The organism is Arthrobacter sp. LFS091, assembly GCF_047977885.1.
Classification (GTDB): domain Bacteria; phylum Actinomycetota; class Actinomycetes; order Actinomycetales; family Micrococcaceae; genus Arthrobacter.
This window is the reverse complement of record NZ_JBFPFP010000004.1, coordinates 374,138-396,420: the sequence shown is the minus strand read 5'-3', so window position 1 is coordinate 396,420 and position 22,283 is coordinate 374,138. Positions and strand designations below refer to the sequence as shown.

At 63.7% G+C, this 22,283-nt stretch carries 20 protein-coding genes and 1 tRNA gene; 12 read left to right on the top strand and 9 right to left on the bottom strand.

Annotation, left to right across the window (positions count from 1 at the left end):
• Positions 1–65 precede the first annotated feature (65 nt).
• From ACNQOP_RS09955 to ACNQOP_RS09925, 7 genes are all read left to right on the top strand, one after another.
• On the top strand, positions 66–779 hold the full coding sequence (locus ACNQOP_RS09955; protein ID WP_284986101.1) for a DUF501 domain-containing protein: 714 nt from the start codon (positions 66–68) through the stop codon (positions 777–779).
• Positions 776–1,732, top strand: coding sequence for a Ppx/GppA phosphatase family protein (locus tag ACNQOP_RS09950; RefSeq protein ID WP_284986102.1), 957 nt, complete (start codon positions 776–778; stop codon positions 1,730–1,732). The genes ACNQOP_RS09955 and ACNQOP_RS09950 overlap by 4 nt, the downstream gene beginning before the upstream one ends.
• Entirely contained in the window at positions 1,729–3,117 is a 1,389-nt protein-coding gene (locus ACNQOP_RS09945) for a S8 family serine peptidase (protein ID WP_416404361.1), read from the top strand. Before ACNQOP_RS09950 ends, ACNQOP_RS09945 begins: the two co-directional genes overlap by 4 nt.
• Positions 3,118–3,155: 38 nt before the next feature.
• Positions 3,156–4,610, top strand: coding sequence for an NAD(P)/FAD-dependent oxidoreductase (locus ACNQOP_RS09940; protein ID WP_257368714.1), 1,455 nt, complete (start codon positions 3,156–3,158; stop codon positions 4,608–4,610).
• Positions 4,611–4,699: 89 nt separating this feature from the next.
• A complete protein-coding gene (locus ACNQOP_RS09935; protein WP_416404360.1) occupies positions 4,700–5,620 on the top strand; it encodes an N-acetyltransferase in 921 nt (306 codons plus the stop codon).
• Positions 5,621–5,641: 21 nt separating this feature from the next.
• A tRNA-Leu gene (locus ACNQOP_RS09930) sits at positions 5,642–5,715 on the top strand.
• Positions 5,716–5,937: 222 nt separating this feature from the next.
• Positions 5,938–7,296, top strand: coding sequence for an ABC transporter substrate-binding protein (locus ACNQOP_RS09925; RefSeq protein ID WP_257368711.1), 1,359 nt, complete (start codon positions 5,938–5,940; stop codon positions 7,294–7,296).
• Positions 7,297–7,359: 63 nt separating this feature from the next.
• Here the strand turns inward: ACNQOP_RS09925 and ACNQOP_RS09920 are convergent, their stop codons facing one another.
• The 5 genes from ACNQOP_RS09920 to ACNQOP_RS09900 form a co-directional block, all read right to left on the bottom strand.
• Complete coding sequence (locus ACNQOP_RS09920) at positions 7,360–8,262, bottom strand: phosphotransferase family protein (protein ID WP_416404359.1); 903 nt, start codon at positions 8,260–8,262, stop codon at positions 7,360–7,362.
• A gap of 100 nt (positions 8,263–8,362) precedes the next feature.
• Entirely contained in the window at positions 8,363–9,133 is a 771-nt protein-coding gene (locus tag ACNQOP_RS09915; RefSeq protein ID WP_416404358.1) for an ABC transporter ATP-binding protein, read from the bottom strand.
• A complete protein-coding gene (locus ACNQOP_RS09910; protein ID WP_416404357.1) occupies positions 9,130–10,113 on the bottom strand; it encodes an ABC transporter ATP-binding protein in 984 nt (327 codons plus the stop codon). Before ACNQOP_RS09910 ends, ACNQOP_RS09915 begins: the two co-directional genes overlap by 4 nt.
• The gene (locus ACNQOP_RS09905) at positions 10,110–11,078 is read right to left on the bottom strand and encodes a branched-chain amino acid ABC transporter permease (RefSeq protein ID WP_235519291.1); all 969 of its coding nucleotides are present in this window, start codon (positions 11,076–11,078) and stop codon (positions 10,110–10,112) included. The genes ACNQOP_RS09910 and ACNQOP_RS09905 overlap by 4 nt, the downstream gene beginning before the upstream one ends.
• 9 nt (positions 11,079–11,087) lie before the next feature.
• Positions 11,088–12,485 (bottom strand): branched-chain amino acid ABC transporter permease, encoded by a 1,398-nt coding sequence (locus ACNQOP_RS09900; RefSeq protein WP_349469703.1) that lies wholly within the window; start codon positions 12,483–12,485, stop codon positions 11,088–11,090.
• Positions 12,486–12,839: 354 nt separating this feature from the next.
• Here ACNQOP_RS09900 and ACNQOP_RS09895 point away from each other — a divergent pair, with 354 nt between their 5' ends.
• Positions 12,840–13,748: a Bax inhibitor-1/YccA family membrane protein gene (locus tag ACNQOP_RS09895; RefSeq protein WP_416404356.1), complete on the top strand. Its 909-nt coding sequence runs from the start codon at positions 12,840–12,842 to the stop codon at positions 13,746–13,748.
• Positions 13,749–13,814: 66 nt separating this feature from the next.
• On the opposite strand, the gene ACNQOP_RS09890 is transcribed toward ACNQOP_RS09895, so the two are convergent.
• The 3 genes from ACNQOP_RS09890 to galT are packed head-to-tail and all read right to left on the bottom strand — an operon-like array spanning position 13,815 to position 17,414.
• Positions 13,815–15,053, bottom strand: coding sequence for an acetyl-CoA C-acetyltransferase (locus tag ACNQOP_RS09890; protein ID WP_416404355.1), 1,239 nt, complete (start codon positions 15,051–15,053; stop codon positions 13,815–13,817).
• 55 nt (positions 15,054–15,108) lie between these two features.
• Complete coding sequence (gene galK, locus ACNQOP_RS09885) at positions 15,109–16,269, bottom strand: galactokinase (RefSeq protein WP_416404354.1); 1,161 nt, start codon at positions 16,267–16,269, stop codon at positions 15,109–15,111.
• Positions 16,266–17,414 carry a galactose-1-phosphate uridylyltransferase gene (galT, locus tag ACNQOP_RS09880; protein WP_416404353.1) on the bottom strand — a complete coding sequence of 383 codons (1,149 nt, stop codon included), beginning with the start codon at positions 17,412–17,414 and terminating at the stop codon, positions 16,266–16,268. Before galT ends, galK begins: the two co-directional genes overlap by 4 nt.
• 98 nt (positions 17,415–17,512) lie before the next feature.
• On the opposite strand from galT, the gene ACNQOP_RS09875 reads away from it, so the two are divergent.
• The 4 genes from ACNQOP_RS09875 (at position 17,513) to ACNQOP_RS09860 (ending at position 21,681) form a co-directional block, all read left to right on the top strand.
• A complete protein-coding gene (locus tag ACNQOP_RS09875) occupies positions 17,513–18,463 on the top strand; it encodes an aldose 1-epimerase family protein (protein ID WP_284986111.1) in 951 nt (316 codons plus the stop codon).
• A gap of 62 nt (positions 18,464–18,525) precedes the next feature.
• Positions 18,526–19,806, top strand: coding sequence for an AI-2E family transporter (locus ACNQOP_RS09870; RefSeq protein ID WP_257368694.1), 1,281 nt, complete (start codon positions 18,526–18,528; stop codon positions 19,804–19,806).
• Between the two features lie 3 nt (positions 19,807–19,809).
• Entirely contained in the window at positions 19,810–21,048 is a 1,239-nt protein-coding gene (gene ilvA, locus ACNQOP_RS09865) for a threonine ammonia-lyase (RefSeq protein ID WP_026542826.1), read from the top strand.
• Between the two features lie 24 nt (positions 21,049–21,072).
• Positions 21,073–21,681, top strand: coding sequence for a rhomboid family intramembrane serine protease (locus ACNQOP_RS09860; RefSeq protein ID WP_257368693.1), 609 nt, complete (start codon positions 21,073–21,075; stop codon positions 21,679–21,681).
• Positions 21,682–21,761: 80 nt separating this feature from the next.
• Here ACNQOP_RS09860 and greA read toward each other — a convergent pair whose 3' ends face one another.
• Positions 21,762–22,256, bottom strand: coding sequence for a transcription elongation factor GreA (gene greA, locus ACNQOP_RS09855; protein WP_257368692.1), 495 nt, complete (start codon positions 22,254–22,256; stop codon positions 21,762–21,764).
• Positions 22,257–22,283: the final 27 nt, after the last annotated feature.

Here is a 22,283-nt window from a genome sequence, read left to right as displayed (position 1 = left end):
GCGGCGCCCACCGCCGTCGTTCCCGCCTGGGACACGACTAACGGGCAGGAAGGTTGGCAACGCACGTGGAAGAGTACACGGCAGCCCTGCCCCAGGAATCCCGCCAGCCGTCGGCACACGATCTCGAGGTCCTTAGCCGCCAGCTCGGCAGGCCGGTCCGGGACGTCGTTGAGATCCCCGCGCGGTGCGTCTGCGGCAACCCACTGGTTGCAGCCACAGCGCCCCGGCTGAGCAATGGAACACCGTTTCCCACGACTTTCTACCTGACCCACCCGGTCATCACCTCGGCGGTGTCGCGGCTGGAAGCGGGCGGGCTCATGAACCGGATGAACGACCGGTTGACCGTGGACGGGGAACTCGCCGAGTCCTACCGCGGGGCACATGAGGCGTATCTCCAGGCACGCAACGATATTGCCGACCGTTCCGGAACCGGGGCCGTGCCCGAAATCGATGGAATCTCCGCCGGTGGCATGCCCACGCGGGTCAAGTGCCTGCACGTGCTGGTGGGTCATTCCTTGGCTGCCGGACCCGGCGTGAACCCCTTGGGGGACGAGGCCTTGGAAGCCATCTCCGAGTGGTGGACCAAGGACCGCTGCTACTGCGACGGCGCCTGGGATACGGCGGGGGAGGCCCCTTCCCGTGATCTCAGCCGCCATGGTCCGCAGGGCCTGCCCGACATTGTGGGCCGGCCCGCACCCGTGCGGAAGCCGAAAACCGACACTGCCGGCGAACAGGCCGGCAGTGAGCAGTCCGGCAGTGAGCAGGAGGGCACCGCATGAGCCGCGTCGCCGCGATCGACTGTGGAACCAATTCCATCCGCCTGCTCATCGCGGACACCGCGGCCCAGGGAGCTCCGGGGCCCTTGACGGACGTTGTGCGCGAAATGCGCGTAGTGCGGCTCGGGCAAGGCGTTGATGCCACCGGCGAACTCGCCCCGGAAGCCCTGGAACGCACGTTCGCTGCAGCTGCGGACTACGCAGGGCTCATCAGGGAACACGGTGCCGGACGCGTCCGTTTCGTGGCCACATCGGCAACCCGTGATGCCCGCAACCGCCAGGTTTTCGTGGACGGGATCCGGGAGCTGCTGGGCGTCGAGCCTGAAGTGATTTCCGGAGATGAGGAAGCTGCGCTCTCGTTCGCGGGGGCCAGCAGCGTCCTTCCCGCAACGGGTGAGGACGCCATCCTGGTCGTGGACCTGGGCGGAGGCAGCACAGAATTCGTCCTGGGGGATTCCACCGGGGTGATTGCTGCCCGTTCCGTGGACATTGGATGCGTGCGTCTGACTGAACGCCACCTTCGCAGCGATCCGCCCACTGCCGCGCAGATCGCCGCAGCAGAGGCCGACGTCGATGCCGCCCTTGCGCTTGCGGCCCAGGCCGTGCCGCTGAACCGCGCCACCGCCGTCGTCGGCGTTGCCGGGTCGATCACCACCATCACCGCGCACGCGCTTGGCCTGAGCGAGTACCAGCCAAGCCGGATCCACGGTGCCTCCCTTGACCTGGAAACGATCAGCGACGCCGCCACCAACTTGCTCGAAATGACCCGTGCCGAACGGGCAGCGCTTCCCTACATGCATCCCGGTCGCGTAGACGTCATCGGTGCCGGCGCCTTGGTGTGGCGCCGCATCCTGGCGCGGCTGGCCGAGGTCAGCGACGGTGCCATCAGTGCCGCTGTTTCCAGCGAGCACGACATCCTGGACGGCATTGCGCTGAGTATCCGGGGAGCCGAATGACGTTGCGACGCCGCTCCCTTTCGGTTGCGCTGGCCAGCACCCTGGCTGGCGGGACCCTCGCGGGTGCGCTGCTCACGGCTCCGGCCGCCAACGCCGATGCCTGGCGTGACAAGGAGTTCTGGCTCAAGGACTCCGGGATCACCAACGCCTGGCAGGTTTCCAAGGGTGCAGGCGTCAAGGTCGCGGTCATCGACAGCGGCATCGACGGCAGCCATCCCGACCTCAACGGCGTCGTGGTCGGAGGCACCGATGTATCCGGTGCCGGGGCACCCAACGGGCAGAAGAGCATTGGCGCCAAGACCGAGCATGGGACGTTGGTGGCAAGCATGTTAGCTGGCCGGGGACACACTACGCCCACGGCCTCGCCTTCAGCATCCGCCTCCGCGCCTCCCGCTGCGCCACCTACCACCCCTCCCGCAGGCGGGCCTGACGGAATCGTAGGTGTCGCGCCTGAGGCGCAGATCCTTTCGGTCTCCACCTGGCTCGGCTCCCCGAACCCTGGCGGCAAGTCGGACCAGGAACAAATCCCGGACGCCGTTCGCTGGGCCGTGGACAACGGCGCCAAAGTCATCAACATATCGCTGGGCAGCACCTCGCCTGACTGGCCACAGAGCTGGGACGCGGCGTTTCTTTATGCCGAGCAAAAGGATGTTGTCATTGTGGCTGCCGCCGGTAACCGGGTTGGCGGCAACATCCAGGTCGGCGCCCCCGCCACCATTCCCGGTGTCCTGACCGTAGCCGGGCTTGACGGCGAGGGACGCGCCAGCGTGGACTCCTCCTCCCAGGGGATCAGCATTGGGGTGGCGGCCCCTGCCGAAAAGCTGGTGGGTGCGATGCCGGGCGCGGGCTACGCCGAGTGGGCCGGGACGTCCGGGGCGGCACCGATCGTCTCCGGTGTTGCCGCACTGATCCGTTCCAAGTGGCCTGAGATGAGCGCCAGCCAGGTCATCAACAGGATCGTCAGCACGGCAAAGGACGCAGGTGCTCCGGGTAAGGACCCGCTGTACGGGTACGGCATCCTCAACGCAGAAGCCGCCCTCAAGGATGATGTGCCCGCAGCGGCCAGTAATCCCTTGGGCTCCATCGCGGACTGGATCCGCGTCCATCGCCGCGGAGATCTCAGCGTGCCGTCGCAGGCACCGGTCGCGAGCCCTACCAGCGCCGCGCCCACCTTGGCTGATCCCACCGTTCCGGTAGCCAAGACGCCGGCGACCATGGATGACGCACTCCCTGCCGCCGTCGTCCTGGGTTTTGGCGGCCTTTTTCTCGCACTGATCGTTGGTGCCGCCATTCAACTCCGAAGGGTTTCCAAGCGTCCCAATCCGGTGGTGGAGGAGGCTGAAACCGGCGTGATGGAAGCGGTGGATCCACCCGGCAAGAAGTAGTTAGTGAAGATTTTCACAAAGTGTTGTACTCTGGACTCATGGCAACCACCCCTGAGCTCATTGACCGTCCCCGGGTCCTCGTCGTCGGCGGCGGTTACGTCGGCCTGTACGTAGCCCTCAAACTGCAGAAGAAGATCGCGAACGCGGGCGGCATCGTCACCGTCGTCGATCCCCTGCCGTACATGACCTACCAGCCCTTCCTTCCGGAAGTTGCAGGCGGCAACATCGAGGCACGCCACGCCGTCGTCTCGCACCGTCAGCACCTCAAGCAGACTGAGCTCATCCAGGGCCGCGTCACCAGCATCGACCACGCCAACCGCACCGCGGTCATCGCCCCGGCCGATGGCGGCGAGAACTTCGAAATCCCGTACTTCGACGTCGTTATGGCCGCTGGCGCCATCACCCGTACGTTCCCCATCAAGGGCCTCGCGGACAAGGGCATCGGCCTGAAGACCATCGAGGAAGCTGTTGCACTGCGCAACAAGCTCCTGGAGCGCATCGAAGCCGCTTCCACCATGACCGACCCCGCAGAGCGCGCCAAGGCCCTCACCTTCGTGGTTGTTGGTGGCGGCTTTGCCGGCATCGAGTGCCTCACCGAAATGGAAGACCTCGCCCGCGCCGCAGTGCGCAACAACCCGCGCATCCGCCAGGAAGAAGTCCGCTTCATCCTTGTCGAAGCCATGGGACGCATCATGCCCGAGGTCACCGCCTCGCAGGCAGAATGGGTTGTGGAGCACCTCCGTAGCCGCGGCATCGAAGTTCTGCTCAACACCTCCCTGGACAGCGCCGAGGGCACCCTCAAGCTCATCAACCTCCCGGACAAGACTCCGGCACAGGAAGTTGAAGCTGACACGCTGGTCTGGGCTGCCGGCGTGCAGGCCAACCCGATGATCCGCTCCACGGACTTCCCGCTGGAACCCCGCGGCCGCGTCCGCGTCCTCCCGGACCTGCGCATCGCAGGCGACGAAGGCATCGTGGAGAACGCCTGGGCCGCTGGCGACATCGCCGCTGTTCCGGACCTCACGGGCAAGGGCCTGCCGGACGGCACCTGCGTCCCCAATGCCCAGCACGCTCTTCGCCAGGCCAAGAAGCTCGCCAAGAACCTGTGGGCTTCCCGCTGGGACAAGCCGCTGCACGACTACAAGCACAAGAACCTTGGTGCTGTGGCCGGCTTCGGCGAGTGGAAGGGTGTTGCAAACATCAACCTGCTCGGCCGTATCGGCCTCAAGGGCGGCCTCGCCTGGCTGGCACACCGTGGTTACCACGGCATGGCGATGCCCACCGTGGAGCGCAAGTTCCGCGTGGTCTTCGGCTGGATCCTGGCCTTCTTCGCAGGCCGCGACACCACGCAGTTGATCGACCTCGACAACCCGCGCGGTGCCTTCGTGGCCGCAGCAACGCCGGCCCCGAAGCCTGCAGCTGCCCCGGCACCCGCCGAAGCCAAGCCTGCTGCCGAGGAAACCAAGACTCCGGTAACGGCTGACGCCAAGTAGTACACGCACGACGGCGGCCACCCCCTTGGCGGGAGTGGCCGCCGTCGGCGTTTAAGCCGTCGCGATTTCGCGGCCCCTAGACTGGTGGCATGCCCGGTGAATCCGACCTGAAAACCCTCCTGCAGTCCCTGCATCCCGTGGTCCGCGACGGTGAGTACGTGTACGCGCTGTGGCCGCACGGGCGTCCCCTGGAGGGCGGGGTGGAGGCGGCCGTGCGTGAGGCCGAAGGACTGACCGTCGTCCTCCACCGTGACGAGGCCGATCGCCTGGGCCTCACCTACGATTTCGTGGCCTCGTGGATCACCCTCCAGGTCCACTCCGCCCTCGAAGCCGTAGGTCTCACAGCAGCTGTCAGCGCGGCCCTGACGCACGCGGGAATCAGCTGCAACGTCCTTGCTGGATTCCACCACGACCACCTGTTGGTGGCGGTTGCTGATACGGGCCGTGCCATGGAGGTGCTCCAGTTGCTGTCCAGGGGAGTGGTGCTGCGTTCGGAAAGGCCGGGGGACAGGGCCGAGATCCTGGACCTGACGGCCCGCGCATTCTCCGTCTCTCCCGTGACGGGTGAGCCGGTGGAGGGAACGCCCGTTGAGGTTGGCTTGCTGCGGGAGCTTTTCGAATGCAGCGGATACATTCCCGAACTCAGCATTGTTGCTGAAATCGGTGGGGAGATCGTGGGTCATGCCATCTCAACAAGGGCTTGGATCGACGGCCTGCCGGTCCTGGGTTTGGGCCCCATTGGTGTGCTGCCCACGTTCCAAAGGCGCGGCGTCGGATCGGCGTTGATGCGTGAAACGACAGCGCGGGCAACAGCCCTGGGGGAGCGCGGTATAGCGTTGCTCGGCAGCACCGCCTACTACCCTCGTTTCGGTTACGTGCCGGCCTCGTCACTGGGCGTTGAAGCGCCGGAGGCGGCGTGGGGCGCGCACTTCCAGTTGCTCCCCTTGCCGGAATGGCCCGACGGCGCCCGGGGCACCTTCCGCTACGCCGACCCCTTCAACAGGCTGTAGCTGGGATACCATGGTCCGGGCGCCCCAGTAGCCCAATTGGCAGAGGCAGCGGACTTAAAATCCGCGTGTTGTGGGTTCGAGTCCCACCTGGGGCACGGCGGAAGGTGAGAGCTGTTTCTCCCTTCCGCGACGCGGGTGCCGGGTTCGGCGCCATTTCCCAGCAACCTCGTAGATTTCCCACAGGCAACGAGTGTTATAGGGATGTGACCTGAATCACTTATGTTCGCCGATCAATTGCATTAGTTTGAGTCTTAATCAGGAACACCTGAGTAATCGCATCAAAGGCAGTTCGCACCTTTCGATCGAGGAGACAACGAATGTTTGATCTTTCCCCAGCGGCGCCCCGAGCCGCCAAGCTAACCGCGCTTGGCATTGGGGTCGCTCTCTTGGCCACAGCTTGTGGTGGGTCTTCGACGCCAACACAAACTGGGTCTTCATCCGCCGCGGCCGCAGCAGGAATCTCCTGCCCGGCGCCCAGCGCGGGGGCGGGAGCCGGCAACAGCGCGGCTGCCACCAACTCTGGACCTGTACCTCCCTCGACCACTACTACTTCCACGCCGCTCAAGCTTGGATCGCTCCTGCCGACAACGGGGTCGCTGGCGTTCCTTGGCCCACCGGAAATCGCCGGTGTGAACCTCGGCATCAAGGAAGTCAACGACGCTGGCGGCGTCCTGGGTGCTCCCGTATCCGTGGTCCACCGCGACTCCGGTGACACCAAGACCGACATCGCCACGCAGTCCACCACGGCACTCCTTGGACAGGGTGTCAGCGCCATTATCGGTGCTGCCTCCTCCGGTGTTTCCAAGACCGTCATCAACCAGATCACCGGTGCCGGTGTCATCCAGTTCTCGCCTGCGAACACGTCGCCTGACTTCACAACGTGGGACGACAAGGGCCTCTACTGGCGTACTGCACCGTCCGACGTCCTGCAGGGCAAGGTGCTCGGTAACTACATGGCCACCTGTGGAGCCCAGACCGTTGGCATGATCGTCCTCAACGACGCTTACGGAACCGGCCTGCAGAAGAACGTCAAGGAAGCCTTCGAGGCAGCCGGCGGAAAGGTTGTGGCCGAGGAACTCTTCAACGAAGGTGACTCGCAGTTCAGCAGCCAGGTGGACAAGGTACTGGCCGCCAAGCCGGACGCCATCGCACTGATCACCTTCGACCAGGCCAAGAGCATCGTCCCGCTGATCACCGGCAAGGGCATCAAGCCCACGCAGCTGTTCATGGTCGACGGCAACACCTCTGATTACAGCAAGGACTTCCAGCCGGGTACCTTGAAGGGCGCGCAGGGAACCATTCCCGGCACGTTCGCCAAGGATGACTTCAAGAAGAAGCTCCTGGCAATCGACCCGGCCCTGAAGGACTACAGCTACGCAGGTGAATCCTACGACGCCGTGAACCTGATCGCCCTGGCCTCCGAGGCGGCCAAGAGCACCAAGGGCACCGACATCGCAGCCAAGCTGAAGGAAGTTTCTGAAGGCGGCGAGAAGTGCAACAGCTACGCAGCCTGCGTTACCTTGCTCCGCCAGGGCAAGGACATCGACTACGACGGCCAGTCCGGTCCAGTCACGTTCTCCGACGCCGGTGACCCCACCGAGGCGTACATCGGTATCTACCAGTACCAGGATGACAACACCTACAAGCCGGTCCGCGAAGAGTTCGGCAAGCTCTAAGCTCTGAGACGGTAGCAAACGCAACAGGTCCCCTTCCTCCCGGAGGAAGGGGACCTGTTCCCGTTAAGCCATCGTGAGGACTCTTTCCACCATGGCGACTCCCTGCTGTTCAAAGGATTCGTCACCTATGCTGTGAGCCCAGACCACCGTTCCCACTGCTTGGTCGAGGTTTTCGAGCCGCCATGCAGAGGCCTCCTCAGGGCTTGTGACTGCCCTTCCCAAACCTTCCTGAAAGGCTGCGGCCAAGGCTGCATCCGCCAGGAACTGTTGGTGGGTGAGCCGGACCAGATCGTGTACCCACGGGCGCAGGTCGGCACGGCCGAAGTCTATGACTTTCACCTCGCCGTCGTCGTACAGCCAGTTCCTTGGTTGGTAGTCACCGTGACTGGTCACCAACTCAACTGGTGAAAGCTCGACGGCGGCAACCTCCTCTGTCAGGCGGCGTACCAGGTCTTCAGCCAGGAGGCCCTGCGCTTTGCCGATCACCGCTCTGGTTCTGGCCGCCAGCGAACACATGTAACTCCGGGAGACCCCGGCCGGACTATGCAGCCGTGCCAGAAGCGCTCCGGCCTGCCGGTAGGTATCGGGAATGTGCTCCGCCGGACTCCCTGCCACCAGAATGCCCGGCAAGAAGCGCGTCACCAGAAGGCGGGCGTCCGTGGAAGCGTGTACAAGTGAAGGGACGCGGCCTTCCAGACCTGGCATTCCACGGGAATAGGCTGCGATTTCCCGGCGGACGTGGTGGCTGGTTTGGCTGGCCTTGACGATGAAACGCCCGCCATCCGGGGTGCCGAGCTGCAGGACCGTGGTGTCCTGCATGGGCCAGGAGTGGTCGCTGATGACCTCGAAGGGGCCCAGCCACGAGGACAGAAGCCGCTGCTGCTCCTCGCTGATCCCGTCTTTCACCAATCCAGCATGCCACGGGTTGCTGGCGACGCATGTTGTGAGGCCTGCTCTGCGCGCCATGAGGGGAGTATGGGGCGCAGAGCGGGCCCCACAACAAAGCGCGGGCCCCGGCTCAGTAACCGAGCAGGGGCCCACGTGGTGTTGGAGCGTCGTGGATCTACTAGACCTCGTCCGCCAGAGTGCCCAGGTACAGCTGGATCACCTTGGGGTCCTTCATGAGCTCACGGCCCGTACCCGTGTACGCGTCCTTACCCTGGTCCAGGACGTAGCCGCGATCGCAGATCTGAAGGCAGCGGCGTGCGTTCTGTTCCACCATGATCACGGAGACGCCGGCACGGTTGATCTCGTGGACGCGCAGGAACGTCTCGTCCTGCTTGACGGGGGAGAGACCGGCCGACGGCTCATCCAGCAGCAACACAGCCGGGTCCATCATGAGGGCCCTTCCCATGGCCACCATCTGGCGTTCGCCACCCGAAAGGGACCCGGCGCGTTGTGCGCGCCGCTTGCCCAGTTCCGGGAACAGGCTGGTGACAAAGTCGAAGCGCTCGGCGAAGACCTTGGGCCGCTGGAACATGCCCATCTGGAGGTTCTCTTCAATGGTCAAGGTAGCGAAGACGTTGTTGGTCTGCGGAACGAAGCCCACGCCCTGGGTCACCAGCTTGTTGGCCTTCAACCCGGTGAGGTCCTGCCCGCGGACCACAACAGTGCCGGAGTGCACCTTTACCAGGCCGAACATGGCCTTGAGCAGGGTGGACTTGCCGGCGCCATTGGGTCCGATAATCCCGATCAGTTCACCCTTGCGCGCTTCGATGCTGCAGCCATTAAGGATGTTGACGCCCGGGATGTAGCCCGCCACCAGGTTCGTGACTTTGACGACGGAATCGTTTGCCGGGGCGGCTGCCGAGGCGGGCATTGCAGCGGGACTGCTCATTTCCCGTCCTCCTTCTTGGGTTCTTCGATGTCGGACAGAATGCCGGCATCTTCCGTTCCGACAACCGACTCGTCATCGGCCACGAGTTCCGCTTCAAGTTCCTTGATGCCTTCAGCGTCGCCAAGATCGACGTCGTGGTGGGCGCCAAGGTAGGCGTCGATGACGGCGGGATTCTTCATCACTTCTCCCGGAGGTCCCTCAGCCACCACCTTGCCTTCGGCCATGACCACCACCCAGTCAGCGATGTGGCGGACCATGTTCATGTCGTGCTCAACGAACAGCACGGTCATGCCTTCGGCTTTGAGGTTCTTGATGTGGTCCAACAGCGACTGTGTCAGGGCCGGATTCACGCCTGCCATGGGCTCATCGAGCATCACCAGCTTGGGCCGGACCATCAGCGAGCGTGCCATTTCCAGGAGCTTGCGCTGGCCGCCGGAGAGTGACGCAGCGTAGTCGTCCTTCTTGGCATCAAGCTTGAACTTCTGCAGCAGGATGTCAGCCTGGGCGGTGATTTCCTTTTCCCGGCCACCCCACATGCCTTTGAAAAGGGCCTTGGAGAGTCGTTCGCCGGGCTGGTTGGCAGCGCCGAGGCGCATGTTTTCCATGACCGTCAGCTTGCCCATCACCTTGGTCAGCTGGAAGGTGCGGACCATGCCCATACGGGCCACCTTGTAGGAGGAAACACCTGCGAGGCTGTTGCCTTCGAACTGCCACTTTCCCGTGTTGGGGGTGTCGAAGCCCGTGAGCAGGTTGAACAGCGTGGTCTTGCCTGCGCCGTTGGGCCCGATCAGGGCCGTGATCTTGTGGCGGGGAATTTCGAGGTACTCGACGTCCACGGCATTGATGCCGCCAAAGGAACGGGTAACGTCCTCTGCCACCACGATCGGGTCGCGCTTCTTGCAGCCGGGCAGGTTCTCCCCGACGGCGATCGGCCGCGAATCGGTCATATAGTCGATGTCTTGTTCGTTCATTTCACTCATGCGAATGCAAGCTCCTTCTTATTGCCGAAGACGCCTTGCGGGCGGAAGATCATCAGGAGCATCAGTGCCACACCCACCAGGATGTAGCGGAGCTGGCCTGCCTGGACAGTGGTCAGCCAAGTGATGACCCCCGATTCGATGAGGCCGTACAGAAGGCTCTGGGTCAGCGAGAGCACTACCCAGAAGATCATGGCTCCAATGACCGGCCCCAGGACGGTGGCCATGCCACCGAGCAGGAGGCAGGTCCACAGGAAGAACGTCAGCTCGGTGCCGTAGTTGGATGGTTGGACAGCGCCGCGGGGCAGGGTGAAGATCATGCCGGCAAGTGCGCCGAGCACACCGCCAATGACCAGCGCCTGCATCTTGTAGGAGTAGACGTTCTTACCGAGTGATCGAACGGCGTTCTCGTCTTCCCGGATACCCTTCAGTACGCGGCCCCAGGGGCTGCGCATGAGGAGCCAAACCAGCAGGCAGCAAACGATGACCAAGGCCCAACCCACCACGCGGATGAAGAAGTCCCTGTTGTTCATGCCCATGTAGGAGCCTTCGGGGAATGGATTCATGGCGTAGAAATCGCCCTCGAAGGCGGCCAGGCCGTTTGCCGAACCAGTGACGCTGGTCAGCTGGTTGGTGGTGACGACGTACCGGACGATTTCCGCGGACGCGATGGTCACAATGGCCAGATAGTCGGCCCGTAGCCTCAGCGTCGGGATGCCGAGGATGAAGGCGAAGATCACCGAACACAGGATGGCGATCAGCAGGCCGATGAAGAACGGAGCCTTGAACGTCAGGGTGGAGATGGCAAAGCCGTAAGCACCCACGGCCATGAAACCTGCCTGGCCGAAGTTCAGCAGGCCTGAGTAGCCGAAGTGGACCGCAAGGCCCAAAGCGGCAAGTGCGTAGGCCGCCGTCGTCGGACTGAATAGTTCGCCAAGGGCGCTGGAGAGAATAAATCCGAAATCCATGGCCCGCTCCTAACCCACACGCTCACGCCGGCCGAGGATACCCTGCGGTCGGAACAGAAGGACAACAATCATGATGAACAGGGCACCGACGTATTTGAGGTCGGCGGGGAGGCCGAACACGGTTGTCAGTTCCACGAAGACGCCGACGACGATCGAGCCGATCAGTGCGCCGAAGACGGTTCCCAGGCCGCCCAGGGTCACACCGGCGAAGATGAGCAGCAGGATCTGCGAGCCCATGTCGAAGGTGACGCCGGGCCGGTAGTACGCCCACAGGATGCCGCCAAGGGAAGCAAGCACACCGCCAACGATCCACACAAGCCTGATCACGGAGTCGACGTCGATGCCGGATGCCGCTGCCAGTGCGGGGTTGTCCGCCACGGCGCGTGTTGCCTTGCCGAGGCGCGTTTTCAGCAGGACGATGCCCACCAGTGCGATGACCACGGCACTGATGATCAGTGACCAAAGGTTGTTCGGCGTGATGGACACAGGGCCGATCTGGATCTCGGCGCTTTGGGCTCCGGGCAGCTGCTGTGTGGCGCCGCCGAAGAAGAACTGGATGACGTACCGGATTGCCAAGGCAAGGCCGATGCTGACGATCATCATGGGGACAAGGCCTGAGCCACGTTTACGCAGCGGGCGCCACAGTCCAGCGTCCTGGACGTAGCCGAAGACTCCGCCGCCGACCAGGGCCAGCAGGATGGCCAACCAGAAGGGCAGGCCCATGCCGTTGAACATGAACACCAGGACCGCGCCCAGTGTGACCATCTCGCCGTGGGCGAAGTTGGTGAGGCCGGTGGTTCCGAAGATCAGGGAAAGGCCTACAGCGGCAAGGGCCAGGAGCAAGCCGAAGCTCAGCCCTGCGACGAGGCGGTTGAGCAGGTTCTGGCCGAAGTCCTGTTGCTGGATCACAATGCCTTTGCCGAAGGCGAAGATCACCGACAGGTTGGAGGTCTGGCTGAAGGTGACATCGCGGGGATTGTCCTGACCTTCAGCGAGCTTGATGCCGTCCGGCAGGGTGGAAGTGTCCAGCTCTACCCTGTAAGTGCCCTGGACCGGGACGCCGATGCTCCAGGCACCATTGGCTCCAGAAGTGGCTTCGCCCTGGAAGCCATTGCCTGAGGCCTTGATTTTGACGCCGGGTATGGGTGCCCGGGCATCATCGCGGAGGAATCCGCTGATGTTATTTTGGAAATTTGTTGCTGATGGCGAAGGCGAGGGGGTGGTTGCCTCCGCCGCGGGGGCGGCGATCAACAGAACAGCAATGAGGGAAGCGAAAAGCGCCCCCACTACTCTCTGCAGTCCCTTGGACCGTCTGATGGACGGGTCGCGCAGTGTGCTTCTCAAAATGGAAACCTCCACAGTGGGGGTGATCCCGGCTGCGCCATTGCGGCCGGTGCGAACGGTCATGGGGCTTGTGAACAACTCTTTGCCTAGCTGCCTCGATGTGATCTAAGTCACCCATGTGTGGCCTATGTTACCGCTCGCGGGGAGTAATGAATGCCCAGTTCGGCAGTGCAAAGATCGCGATCAGGTAACAACTGTGAAGCTGGAGGCAACAAGCAATGTAGTACTTCTTAAGTAAACCTTTGTTGTTTGACGGTGCTACTAAACGTTCGGGCGAACGCCTACGCCCATCACTGTTCCAATTCCGTGTCACGGTTGTGTTTCGGCCTCGTGAACAAGGGAACTTTCGCTGCCGCCCGGGCGTGGTAATTGGTACCGTGAACTATCACTTAGCCCTTTTTCAGGAGGACACCCGTAATGGCACTTGGCGGAAACCCAGTCTTCAACGGAAAGAATTTCCGTGGAGCAAAGCAGGCCCCGCCTGTACCGCAAAATCCCTACGGCCAGCAGTTTAACCAAGCCGGTCGAGCACCCTCGCAGGTCATGGATGGCCAAGCCGCATGGTCGGCTCAGCAGCAGAACATGACCAACGAGCAGCTGCAGCAGATGTACAACCAGCCCTCGGCCGGCCCCGCCGACACCGGGCGCATGACCTATGACGACGTCATCATGAAGACTGTCGCCTGCCTCGTGGTTTTGGTCATCGGTGCAGGTGTAACCCTCTTCGTTGCCCCGGCTCTCTCCAGCCTGCTCATGATCGTTGGCGCGCTGGGCGGTTTCGTCCTGGCCCTCGTCAACACGTTCAAGAAGCAGCCCTCGCCCGCGCTGATCCTGGCTTACGCCGGCCTCGAGGGCCTGTTCCTCGGCGGCCTCACCCGCATCCTTGATGGCATGTTCCCGGGTGTCGGCCTTCAAGCAGTCATCGGCACCCTTGCTGTTTTCGGTGTCACGCTGGTCCTGTTCAAGAGTGGCAAGGTCCGTGCGACTCCCAAGATGGTCCGCTTCTTCATGATCGCCACCATCGGTTACGCAGTCTTCGCGCTCATTAACCTGGTCATGATGTGGACCGGTGCCGTGCAGGAGCCGTTCGGTCTCCGCACCAGCATCACGATCGCGGGCATCCCGTTGGGCGTCTTCATCGGTATCCTGGCCATTGGCCTGGCAGCGTTCTCGCTCATCATGGACTTCACCAGCATCGAGCAAGGCGTCCGCGCCGGTGCCCCGGAACGTTATTCCTGGGTTGCCGCATTCGGCCTGACGGTCACCCTGGTGTGGCTCTACGTCGAAATCATCCGCCTGCTGGCAATTCTGCGCGGCGACGACTAAAACCGCCGGACAAGTAAACGCCAAAATGCCCCCGAACAATGTTTGGGGGCATTTTTGTATTCACTGCTAGCTCAGGCGCTCGAACACCACCGCCATGCCCTGCCCGCCGCCTACGCACAGGGTCGCAAGCCCCAATGCCCCGTCACGCTCCTTCAAGCCATTCAGCAGCGTGCTGGTCATGCGGGCGCCGGTCATCCCAAAGGGGTGCCCCAACGCGATGGCACCACCGTGGACGTTAAGCTTGGCCGGGTCGATCCCCAGTTCACGGGCGCTGGCGAGAACCTGAACCGCGAAGGCTTCGTTGAGCTCCACCAGATCAATGTCGTCCATTGTCAGGCCGGCCAACGCGAGTGCCCGACGGGAGGATTCCACCGGTCCCATGCCCATGAGCTCGGGGGAGAGGGCGCTCACTCCGGTCGAAACGACGCGCGCAAGGGGCTGAAGTCCAAGTTCTCGGGCCCGGGTGTCGCTCATGACCACCACGGCGGCGGCGCCGTCGTTAAGGGGGCAGGCGTTCCCCGCAGTCACTGTCCCGGACGCGCGGAAGACGGGCTGAAGCGCCGACACCGCTTCAAGGGTCACCCCGGCCCGGGGCGAATCGTCGCGGTCCACCACAACCCCATCCTTGCGTGTGTACGGTGTGATCTCGCGCGAATAGAACCCCGAGGCAATGGCGGCTTCGGCACGGTTTTGGCTCAGGACGCCCCACTGGTCCTGCTCGGCCCTGCTGATGCCATAGCTTGTGGCGACGTTCTCGGCGGTCTGCCCCATGGAGATGTAGATGTCCGGCAACCGCCCGCCCAGCCTGGGGTCGGTCCACGGGATGTTTGAGGCCGCACGGGCAGCTGTGCGCTGTGCGGCAGACTCGAAAAGGGGATTGTGGTTGGCGGTATCGGTTTCACCCGCTCCGGCCCAGTTCTGGTAACGGGATACGCTCTCCACCCCGGCCGAGACGATCGCGTGGGCTTCACCGGATTTGATGGCGTGGAAGGCCATTCGCAGCGTTTGGAGGCTCGAGGCGCAGAAGCGGTTGATGGTGGCCGCCGGTACGCGGTCCAGCCCGGCCAGGACCGCAACCACGCGCGCCATGTTGGAGCCGGCCTCGCCGCTGGGCTCTGCGCATCCGAGCAGGATGTCATTGAGTCCCTTGCCATCATCGGCTCCGGGATCGAACTCGGGCAGCTTGGCCAGGGCAGCCTGGACCATGGCGGTTGCGAGGTCGTCCGGACGTTCGTCCTTGAGCGAGCCCTTGAAGGCCCGGCCTATGGGACTCCTTGCAGTGGAAACGATGACAGCCTCAGTCATGGCCCCAGCTTACGCCCGGCATCCGGAAGGAAAACCGGGCGAATCGGCGCAGGCCTCAGGCCAGGCGCCGGGCGCCCTCTGCCGGTGTAACGGTGAAAATGTCCGGTGCGGTGAAGCCCGCCTCCGCGAAGGAACGCACGACGGCGTCACGCACCTGCTGCTCCTGGCCCACCGGAGTCAGGGCAATGGCCGAGCCGCCGAAACCTCCACCGGTCATGCGGGCACCAATGGCGCCGGCGGACCGGGAAGTGTCCACGGCGAGGTCCAGCTCCGGGCAGGAGATCTCGAAGTCATCCCGCATGGAGACGTGGCTGGCATCCAGCAGTGCGCCGATGGAGGCAGGACCCTGGGTGCCAAGGAATTCCACGGTTTGGAGGACCCTGTCGTTTTCAGTGACCACGTGGCGGACCCGTCGAAGGGTGGTTTCGTCCAGCAAACCGGACGCCTCCTCCAAACGCTCCACACCGACGTCGCGCAGTGCTTTGACACCGAGGATCTCGGCACCCAACTCGCAGGACGCCCGCCTGGAGGCGTAACCGCCGTCGGCATGGGAATGCGACACTTTCGTATCGATGACCAGCAGGACCAAACCTGAAGCCTGGGCATCGAAGGGGACCAGCTCCACGTGCTGGTCGCGGCAGTCCAGGAAGACGGCCTGACCCTTGGCTCCCCGCAAGGAAGCCGACTGGTCCATGATTCCCGTGGGCGCGCCAACAAAGACGTTCTCTGCACGCTGGGTAGCCAAGACCAGTTCCTCGGCGGCGAAGCCTGCTCCCGTGAGCTCGTTGAGGGCGGAAATGACGGCGCACTCAATCGCATGGGAGGAAGAAAGGCCGGCGCCCAGGGGAACATCGGAGTCGAGGAGCAGGTCGAATCCGGGGACGGTTACGTCCCGATCCTGCAAAGCCCAGGCCACCCCCAGCGGATACCGCGACCAGCCGTGGCCTGAACCCGGCTCCAAACCGTTGAGGTCCGCCTCCACGAGGCCGTGGCCACCGAACGTGGAGAGCAGGCGCACCGTGGAGTCGTCGCGGACGCGCAGGGCCACTTTTGCCGTCTTGTCGATCGCGAAGGGCAGGACAAACCCTTCGTTGTAGTCGGTGTGCTCGCCGATGAGGTTGACCCGGCCGGGAGCCTGCCACACGCCGTCGGGAGCGGCACCAAAGACTTCCTGGAAGCGGGCGGCGAGGACGCTGGTGTCGGTGGCGGTGCTCATGCTGGGGTGCCTTCCAGGGTTTTGGCGGAGGCCGGGGCGGCAACGTTGCGCAGCCGTTCGGCAACGGCCTCGGGCGTGGTGTCGTTGATGAACGCTCCCATGGCCGCTTCCGAACCGGCCAGGTACTTGAGCTTATCGGCCGCGCGGCGGGGCGAGGTCAACTGCAGATGGAGTTGGCCCGCAGGGCGCAGGGCCGGATCCAACGGGGCCTGGTGCCATGCGGAGATGTACGGCATGGGTGTTGGGTAGAGCAAGTCCAGCCGCTTCAACAGGTCAAGGTAGACGTGCGACAGTTCGTCCCGTTCCTCCCCGGTCAGTGCAGCCAAATCAGGGACGCTGCGGTGCGGCACCAAGTGGATCTCCAGGGGCCAGCGCGCAGCGAAAGGGACGTAGGCGCTGAAGTGCTTGGCCTCCAGGACCATCCGGCTTCCATCTTCACGTTCGGCTTTGAGGAGCGAGGCCGCCAGGGTTTCCTTCGCGTCGACGTCGTCGTAGTACTTACGGGCGACGGCGCCCAGTTGGGCCGCACGGGGCGTCACGTACGGGTAGGCGTAGATCTGGCCGTGGGGATGGTGCAGGGTCACGCCGATGTCCGCACCACGGTTTTCGAACGGGAAGACCTGTTTGATCCCGGGCAGGGCGCTCAGGGCTTCCGTGCGCTGGGCCCAGGCTTCGATCACGGTGCGGGCGCGCGTTTCACCCAGTTCGGCGAACGAACCGGTGTGCTGCGGGGTGAAAGCCACCACTTCGCAGCGCCCGTAGGCCACCTCCTTGGTGCCGTGGCCGCTGAGGCCCGGTGCCGGCAGGGGAGGGATGTCACCTACTGCAGGTCCGAGCGACGGGAAACGGTTTTCGAAGACCACCACGTCATAATCCGGTGCTGGGATCTCGGACGGGTTCGCAGGCGTGGTCGGGCAAATAGGGCACTGATCTGCAGGGGGCAGATGCGTCCGGGCTTGCCGATGGGCTGCTACGGCTACCCAGTCACCGGACAACGCGTCATACCTGACTTCCCCGGGCTCGCCTCGGGCGGGAAGCCCGCGGTGGTCAACCAGAGATTCGGGAGCTCGTGCCGGAGTTCCGGGGTCATCGAAATAGATCAGCTCTCGGCTGTCCGCGAGGCGGGTGCTGGTGATGCGACTCATGAATCCATCATTCCACAAGTAACCAAAAGCGCATAGTTTCTAACAAAAGCAAACATTGCCGATCGCTCCGGACTTCTGGGATGCAGTACGGTAATGCCATGCCTGCCTCATCTGCGCCCGTTGACCAAACCGACCAGCCGGCCTCCCGTCGATTCGCCTCGGGCCGCCAATTCGAGCTCCGCAGGGACGACGCGCTCGCCGTCATTACGGAGCTCGCGGCCGGCCTTCGCCTGTACTCGCGCAAGGGTATCCCGCTGACCGAAAGCTACGGCGATGACCAGATTCCGCCCGGCGCAACAGGTATCACCCTGGCTCCCTGGGCGAACCGCATCGAAGACGGTGTCTGGTACCTCGACGGAAAGAAACAACAGCTCGACATCACCGAAGCCTCCCGCAACAATGCCAGCCACGGCCTCCTCCGGAATACCGGATACACGCTGGTGGATGAGTCCGAGTTTTCCGTGACCCTGGAAGCCACAGTTTTCCCCCAACACGGGTACCCTTTCCTGGCGCGGCACCAGGTTCGTTACGAGCTGGACGAAGCCTTGGACCTCCGCGTATCGCAGACCTTGCTCAACGACTCCCCATCAGCGGCCCCCTTCGTCCTGGGCGCCCACCCGTACCTGCGCATCGGCGACGTCGCGCCGGAGGACCTGACGCTGACCGTCCACGCAAGAACCCGTCTGGTGGCTGATGACCGGCTCATCCCCAGGAGCGCCGCTGCGGCAGACGGGGAGTACGACTTTTCCGCCGGGCGCACAGTGGGCGGACTCCTGGTGGACGTCGCCTTGACGGACTTGGCGTTCGACGGCGGTGTGGCCCGCCACACGCTGACGGCAGCCGACGGCCGAAGTGTGAGCCTGGAGCAGGACAAACGCTGCCAGTACGTGCACGTCTTCGTCACCGACACCTTCCCCGGCCGTACCAGGGCGGTGGCCATAGAGCCCATGACCGGACCGGCCAACGCGTTCAACAGCGGCGATGGCCTGCGCTGGCTGGCCCCAGGCGAAGCATTCACCATGAACTGGGGCATCACGGCGTCCCTTTAGCCAGGCCCTGCCACGGCGCGGGTCGGTTTCCCATACGGCGCGGGCTGCGGAAGTATAGGTTCATGACGCCAACACCTGACGCCAGATCACGTTCTGACCGCCAAATCGCCGAAGACATCCCCTACGGGGTGCGTATTGCCGCCGCGTGGTCGTGGCGGGCAGGGTTGATCCTGCTCATGATCGGCGCCCTCGTGTGGCTGCTGGGCAAGGTCAGTTTCCTCATCATCCCCGTGATGGTGGCAGCCCTCCTGGCAGGCCTGCTTTATCCGGTGGTCGCTTGGCTGCGTCAACGGAGCATGCCCAACGGTGCTGCCGTGGCTGTCACGGTCCTGGGCTTCATCGGCGTGATCGTAGGTGCCTTGGCCCTTGTGGGCAGGCAGCTCATATCCGGCTTCGGCGAGCTTTGGCAAGAGGCCCTGATCGGAATCCAGCAGATCCAGACGTGGCTGGCAGATGGGCCGCTCCATCTCACGGCCGACCAGATCGACCAATACATTGCCGATGGTGCCAATGCCCTGCAGAACAACAGCAGCAGCATCCTGAGCGGTGCCCTGTCCTTTGGCAGCACCGCCGGGCACTTTGCGGCAGGCCTGGTCCTGGCACTGTTTATCCTGATCTTCTTCCTGCTTGAAGGCAGCCGGATCTGGGGATTCCTGGTCCGTCTGTTGCCCAAGACGGCACGCCGGGCCACGGACGGCGCAGGCCGCCGCGGCTGGACCTCGATGGTCAGTTACGTCCGCATCCAGATGTTCGTCGCGTTCGTGGACGCAGTGGGCATTGGTGTGGGTGCTGCCATCATCCAGGTTCCGCTTGCCCTGCCCCTCGCCGTCCTGGTGTTCATTGGATCCTTTATCCCCGTGGTGGGTGCCCTGGTCACCGGTGCCATCGCCGTGCTTCTCGCACTGGTAGCCAACGGACCCATCAACGCGCTGATCATGCTGGCCATCGTCCTGCTTGTCCAGCAGCTCGAAAGCCACATCCTCCAGCCGCTGGTGATGGGCAAGGCCGTAGCCCTCCACCCGGTGGCCGTGATCCTCTCGGTGGCCGCAGGCTCCTACTTGGCAGGAATTCCCGGCGCGCTGTTCGCGGTGCCGTTGCTCGCCGTAGTAAACACGGCAGTTCGCTACATTGCGGGCCGGACGTGGGAACATGATGAAGTACTGGGCGGCGTGGAGCTCCAGCAGGGCACTGCTGCAACGGCCCCGGACGCGGACGCCAACTTCAAGGACGTCAGCGTCCAAAAGCCCTCATCCCGGGCCGGTAACGGCGTCGGTGGCAAGACCAAGGTTTCAGGGAGTACCTCCGTAGAGGACCCTGCGGCCAACACCAACAAAGGAGAATAGTCAGTGAATACCCTCGAAACCCTGCCCGTCACGCTGGACGATGTCCTCAAGGCGCAGGAGCTGCTCGAGGGCATTATTACCAAGACTCCGGTGGAGTCGTCCCGTGCGTTGGGCAGCCTTGTAGGCGGAAACGTCTTTTTCAAGTGCGAGAACCTCCAGCGTGCAGGCTCCTTCAAGGTCCGTGGCGCCTACGTCCGGATGGCCCGCCTGACCGAAGACGAAAAGAAGCGCGGAGTGGTGGCGGCCTCCGCCGGAAACCACGCGCAAGGCGTGGCCGTAGCCGCTAAGAGCCTTGGCATCAATGCCAGAATCTACATGCCGCTCGGCGTTGCCCTGCCCAAACTGGCAGCAACCCGCAGCCATGGCGCCGAAGTGGTCCTGCACGGGCACAACGTGGATGAGGCACTCGCCGAGGCCCAACGCTACGCCAACGAAACCGGCGCAGTGTTCGTGCACCCCTTCGACAACGTGGACGTCGTGGCCGGCCAAGGCACCATCGGGCTCGAAATCCTGGACCAGATCCCCAACGTGGACACGATCCTCATGGGTGTCGGCGGTGGTGGACTCCTGGCCGGTGTGGCAGTGGCCATCAAGGCCCGGGCCAAGGAACTTGGCCGGGAAATCCGGGTTATCGGCGTGCAGGCGGAAAACGCCGCAGCCTACCCTCCCTCCCTTGCAGCAGATGCACTGGTGCCGCTCAAGAAGGTCACTACGATGGCGGACGGTATCGCCGTGGGCCGGCCGGGTCAGCTTCCGTTCAGCATCATCCGGGAACTCGTCGACGACGTCGTCACCGTCAGCGAAGACTCGTTGGCCCGCGCCCTGATCTTCCTGCTCGAACGGGCAAAGATGGTGGTTGAACCTGCCGGTGCCGTCGGAGTAGCCGCACTGATGGATGGCAAGATCGAAAACCCGGGGAACACCGCCGTCGTGCTTTCCGGCGGAAACATCGATCCCATGCTGATGCTCAAAGTCATCCAGCGAGGCCTGTCGGCCGCCGGCCGGTTCATGACGGTGCGCATGATGCTGGATGACCGTCCCGGTTCGCTGGCGACCATCGCGCGGATCATCGCCGAAAACGATGCCAACGTCACCGGACTCGACCACACCCGCCTGGGTGGATCCATCAGCATGGGCGATGTCTCCATCACCATCAACCTGGAAACCAAGGGCCACGAACACGGAGAACAGGTTCTCGGTGCGCTGCGTGCCGAGGGCTTCCAGCCAATCGTGGTGCACTGACAGGGGGAGCCATTGGTGCTGGGAATGCCTGAGGGGACGCCGGTAGAGGCGAAGGATTCGTTGGCCGGGCGGGCGAAGGGCGGCCTGTTGTTCATGGGCGGCTTCGTGATCCTGCTCTACGTCATCGAGTTTATTAACACGCTGATGCTTCACAGCCTCAACCGCACCTTTGGCCTGCGTTCCCGGACCCTGGATGGCGTCCTGGACATCCTGACGTTCCCGCTCCTGCACGCCAACTTCAATCACCTGCTCTCCAACACGCTGCCGCTGATCATCTTCGGATTCCTGGCGTTCATGTCCGGATTCCGTGTGTTCATCACCGCCCTGGCGTTCAGTTGGCTGGGCTCAGGACTGGCTGTGTGGCTTATCGGCGGGGGAGGGGTTACGGTGGGCGCCTCCGGGCTGGTCTTCGGACTCTTCGCATTCCTCCTTGTGCGGGGCTTCTTCAACCGCAACTGGTGGCAGATCCTGCTCTCCGTGGTGCTCTTCATGGCCTACGGCAGCATCCTTTTGGGGGTGCTTCCCACGGTCATGGGGTACATCTCCTGGCAGGCACACCTCGGCGGAGCTGTCGGCGGCGTGATTGCGGCCGTCCTGTTACGCCCTAAAGCGCAGCCCGCAGCAACTTTCTGACCGCCGGCAAGGTGGCAAAGGAAACGCCGGCCCGCCCCGGGAAGGGGCGGACCGGCGTCGTTGGTTAAAGGCGTTGCAGCTTAGCCGGCGTAGGGCTTCGCGGAAACGATCTCCACCGGGATTTCCTTGCCGTTGGGGGCAACGTAGCTCAGTTTCTCGCCCTCTTTGTGGCCGATGATGGCAGCGCCCAAGGGGGACTTTTCGCTGAAAACATCAATATCCGAATCCCCGGCGATTTCGCGGGAGCCGAGCAGGAACTTCTCTTCGTCGCCGGCAATGCGGGCAACAACCAGCATGCCGGGTTCAACGATGCCGTCGTCGGCAGGTGCTTCGCCCACCTGGGCATCGCGCAGAAGTGCAGTGAGCTGTCGGATGCGGGCCTCAATCTTGCCCTGCTCCTCCTTGGCTGCGTGGTAGCCGCCGTTCTCCTTGAGGTCGCCCTCCTGGCGGGCAGCTTCGATCTTCTGGACGATATCCGCCCGGCCAGCGCCGGAAAGGTGGTCCAGCTCAGCCGTCAAGCGATCGAATGCTTCCTGGGTAAGCCAAGCTGCAGTGGCGCTGTTGGTGGTAGACACGGATTTCTCCTCTTGATCTGACAATGC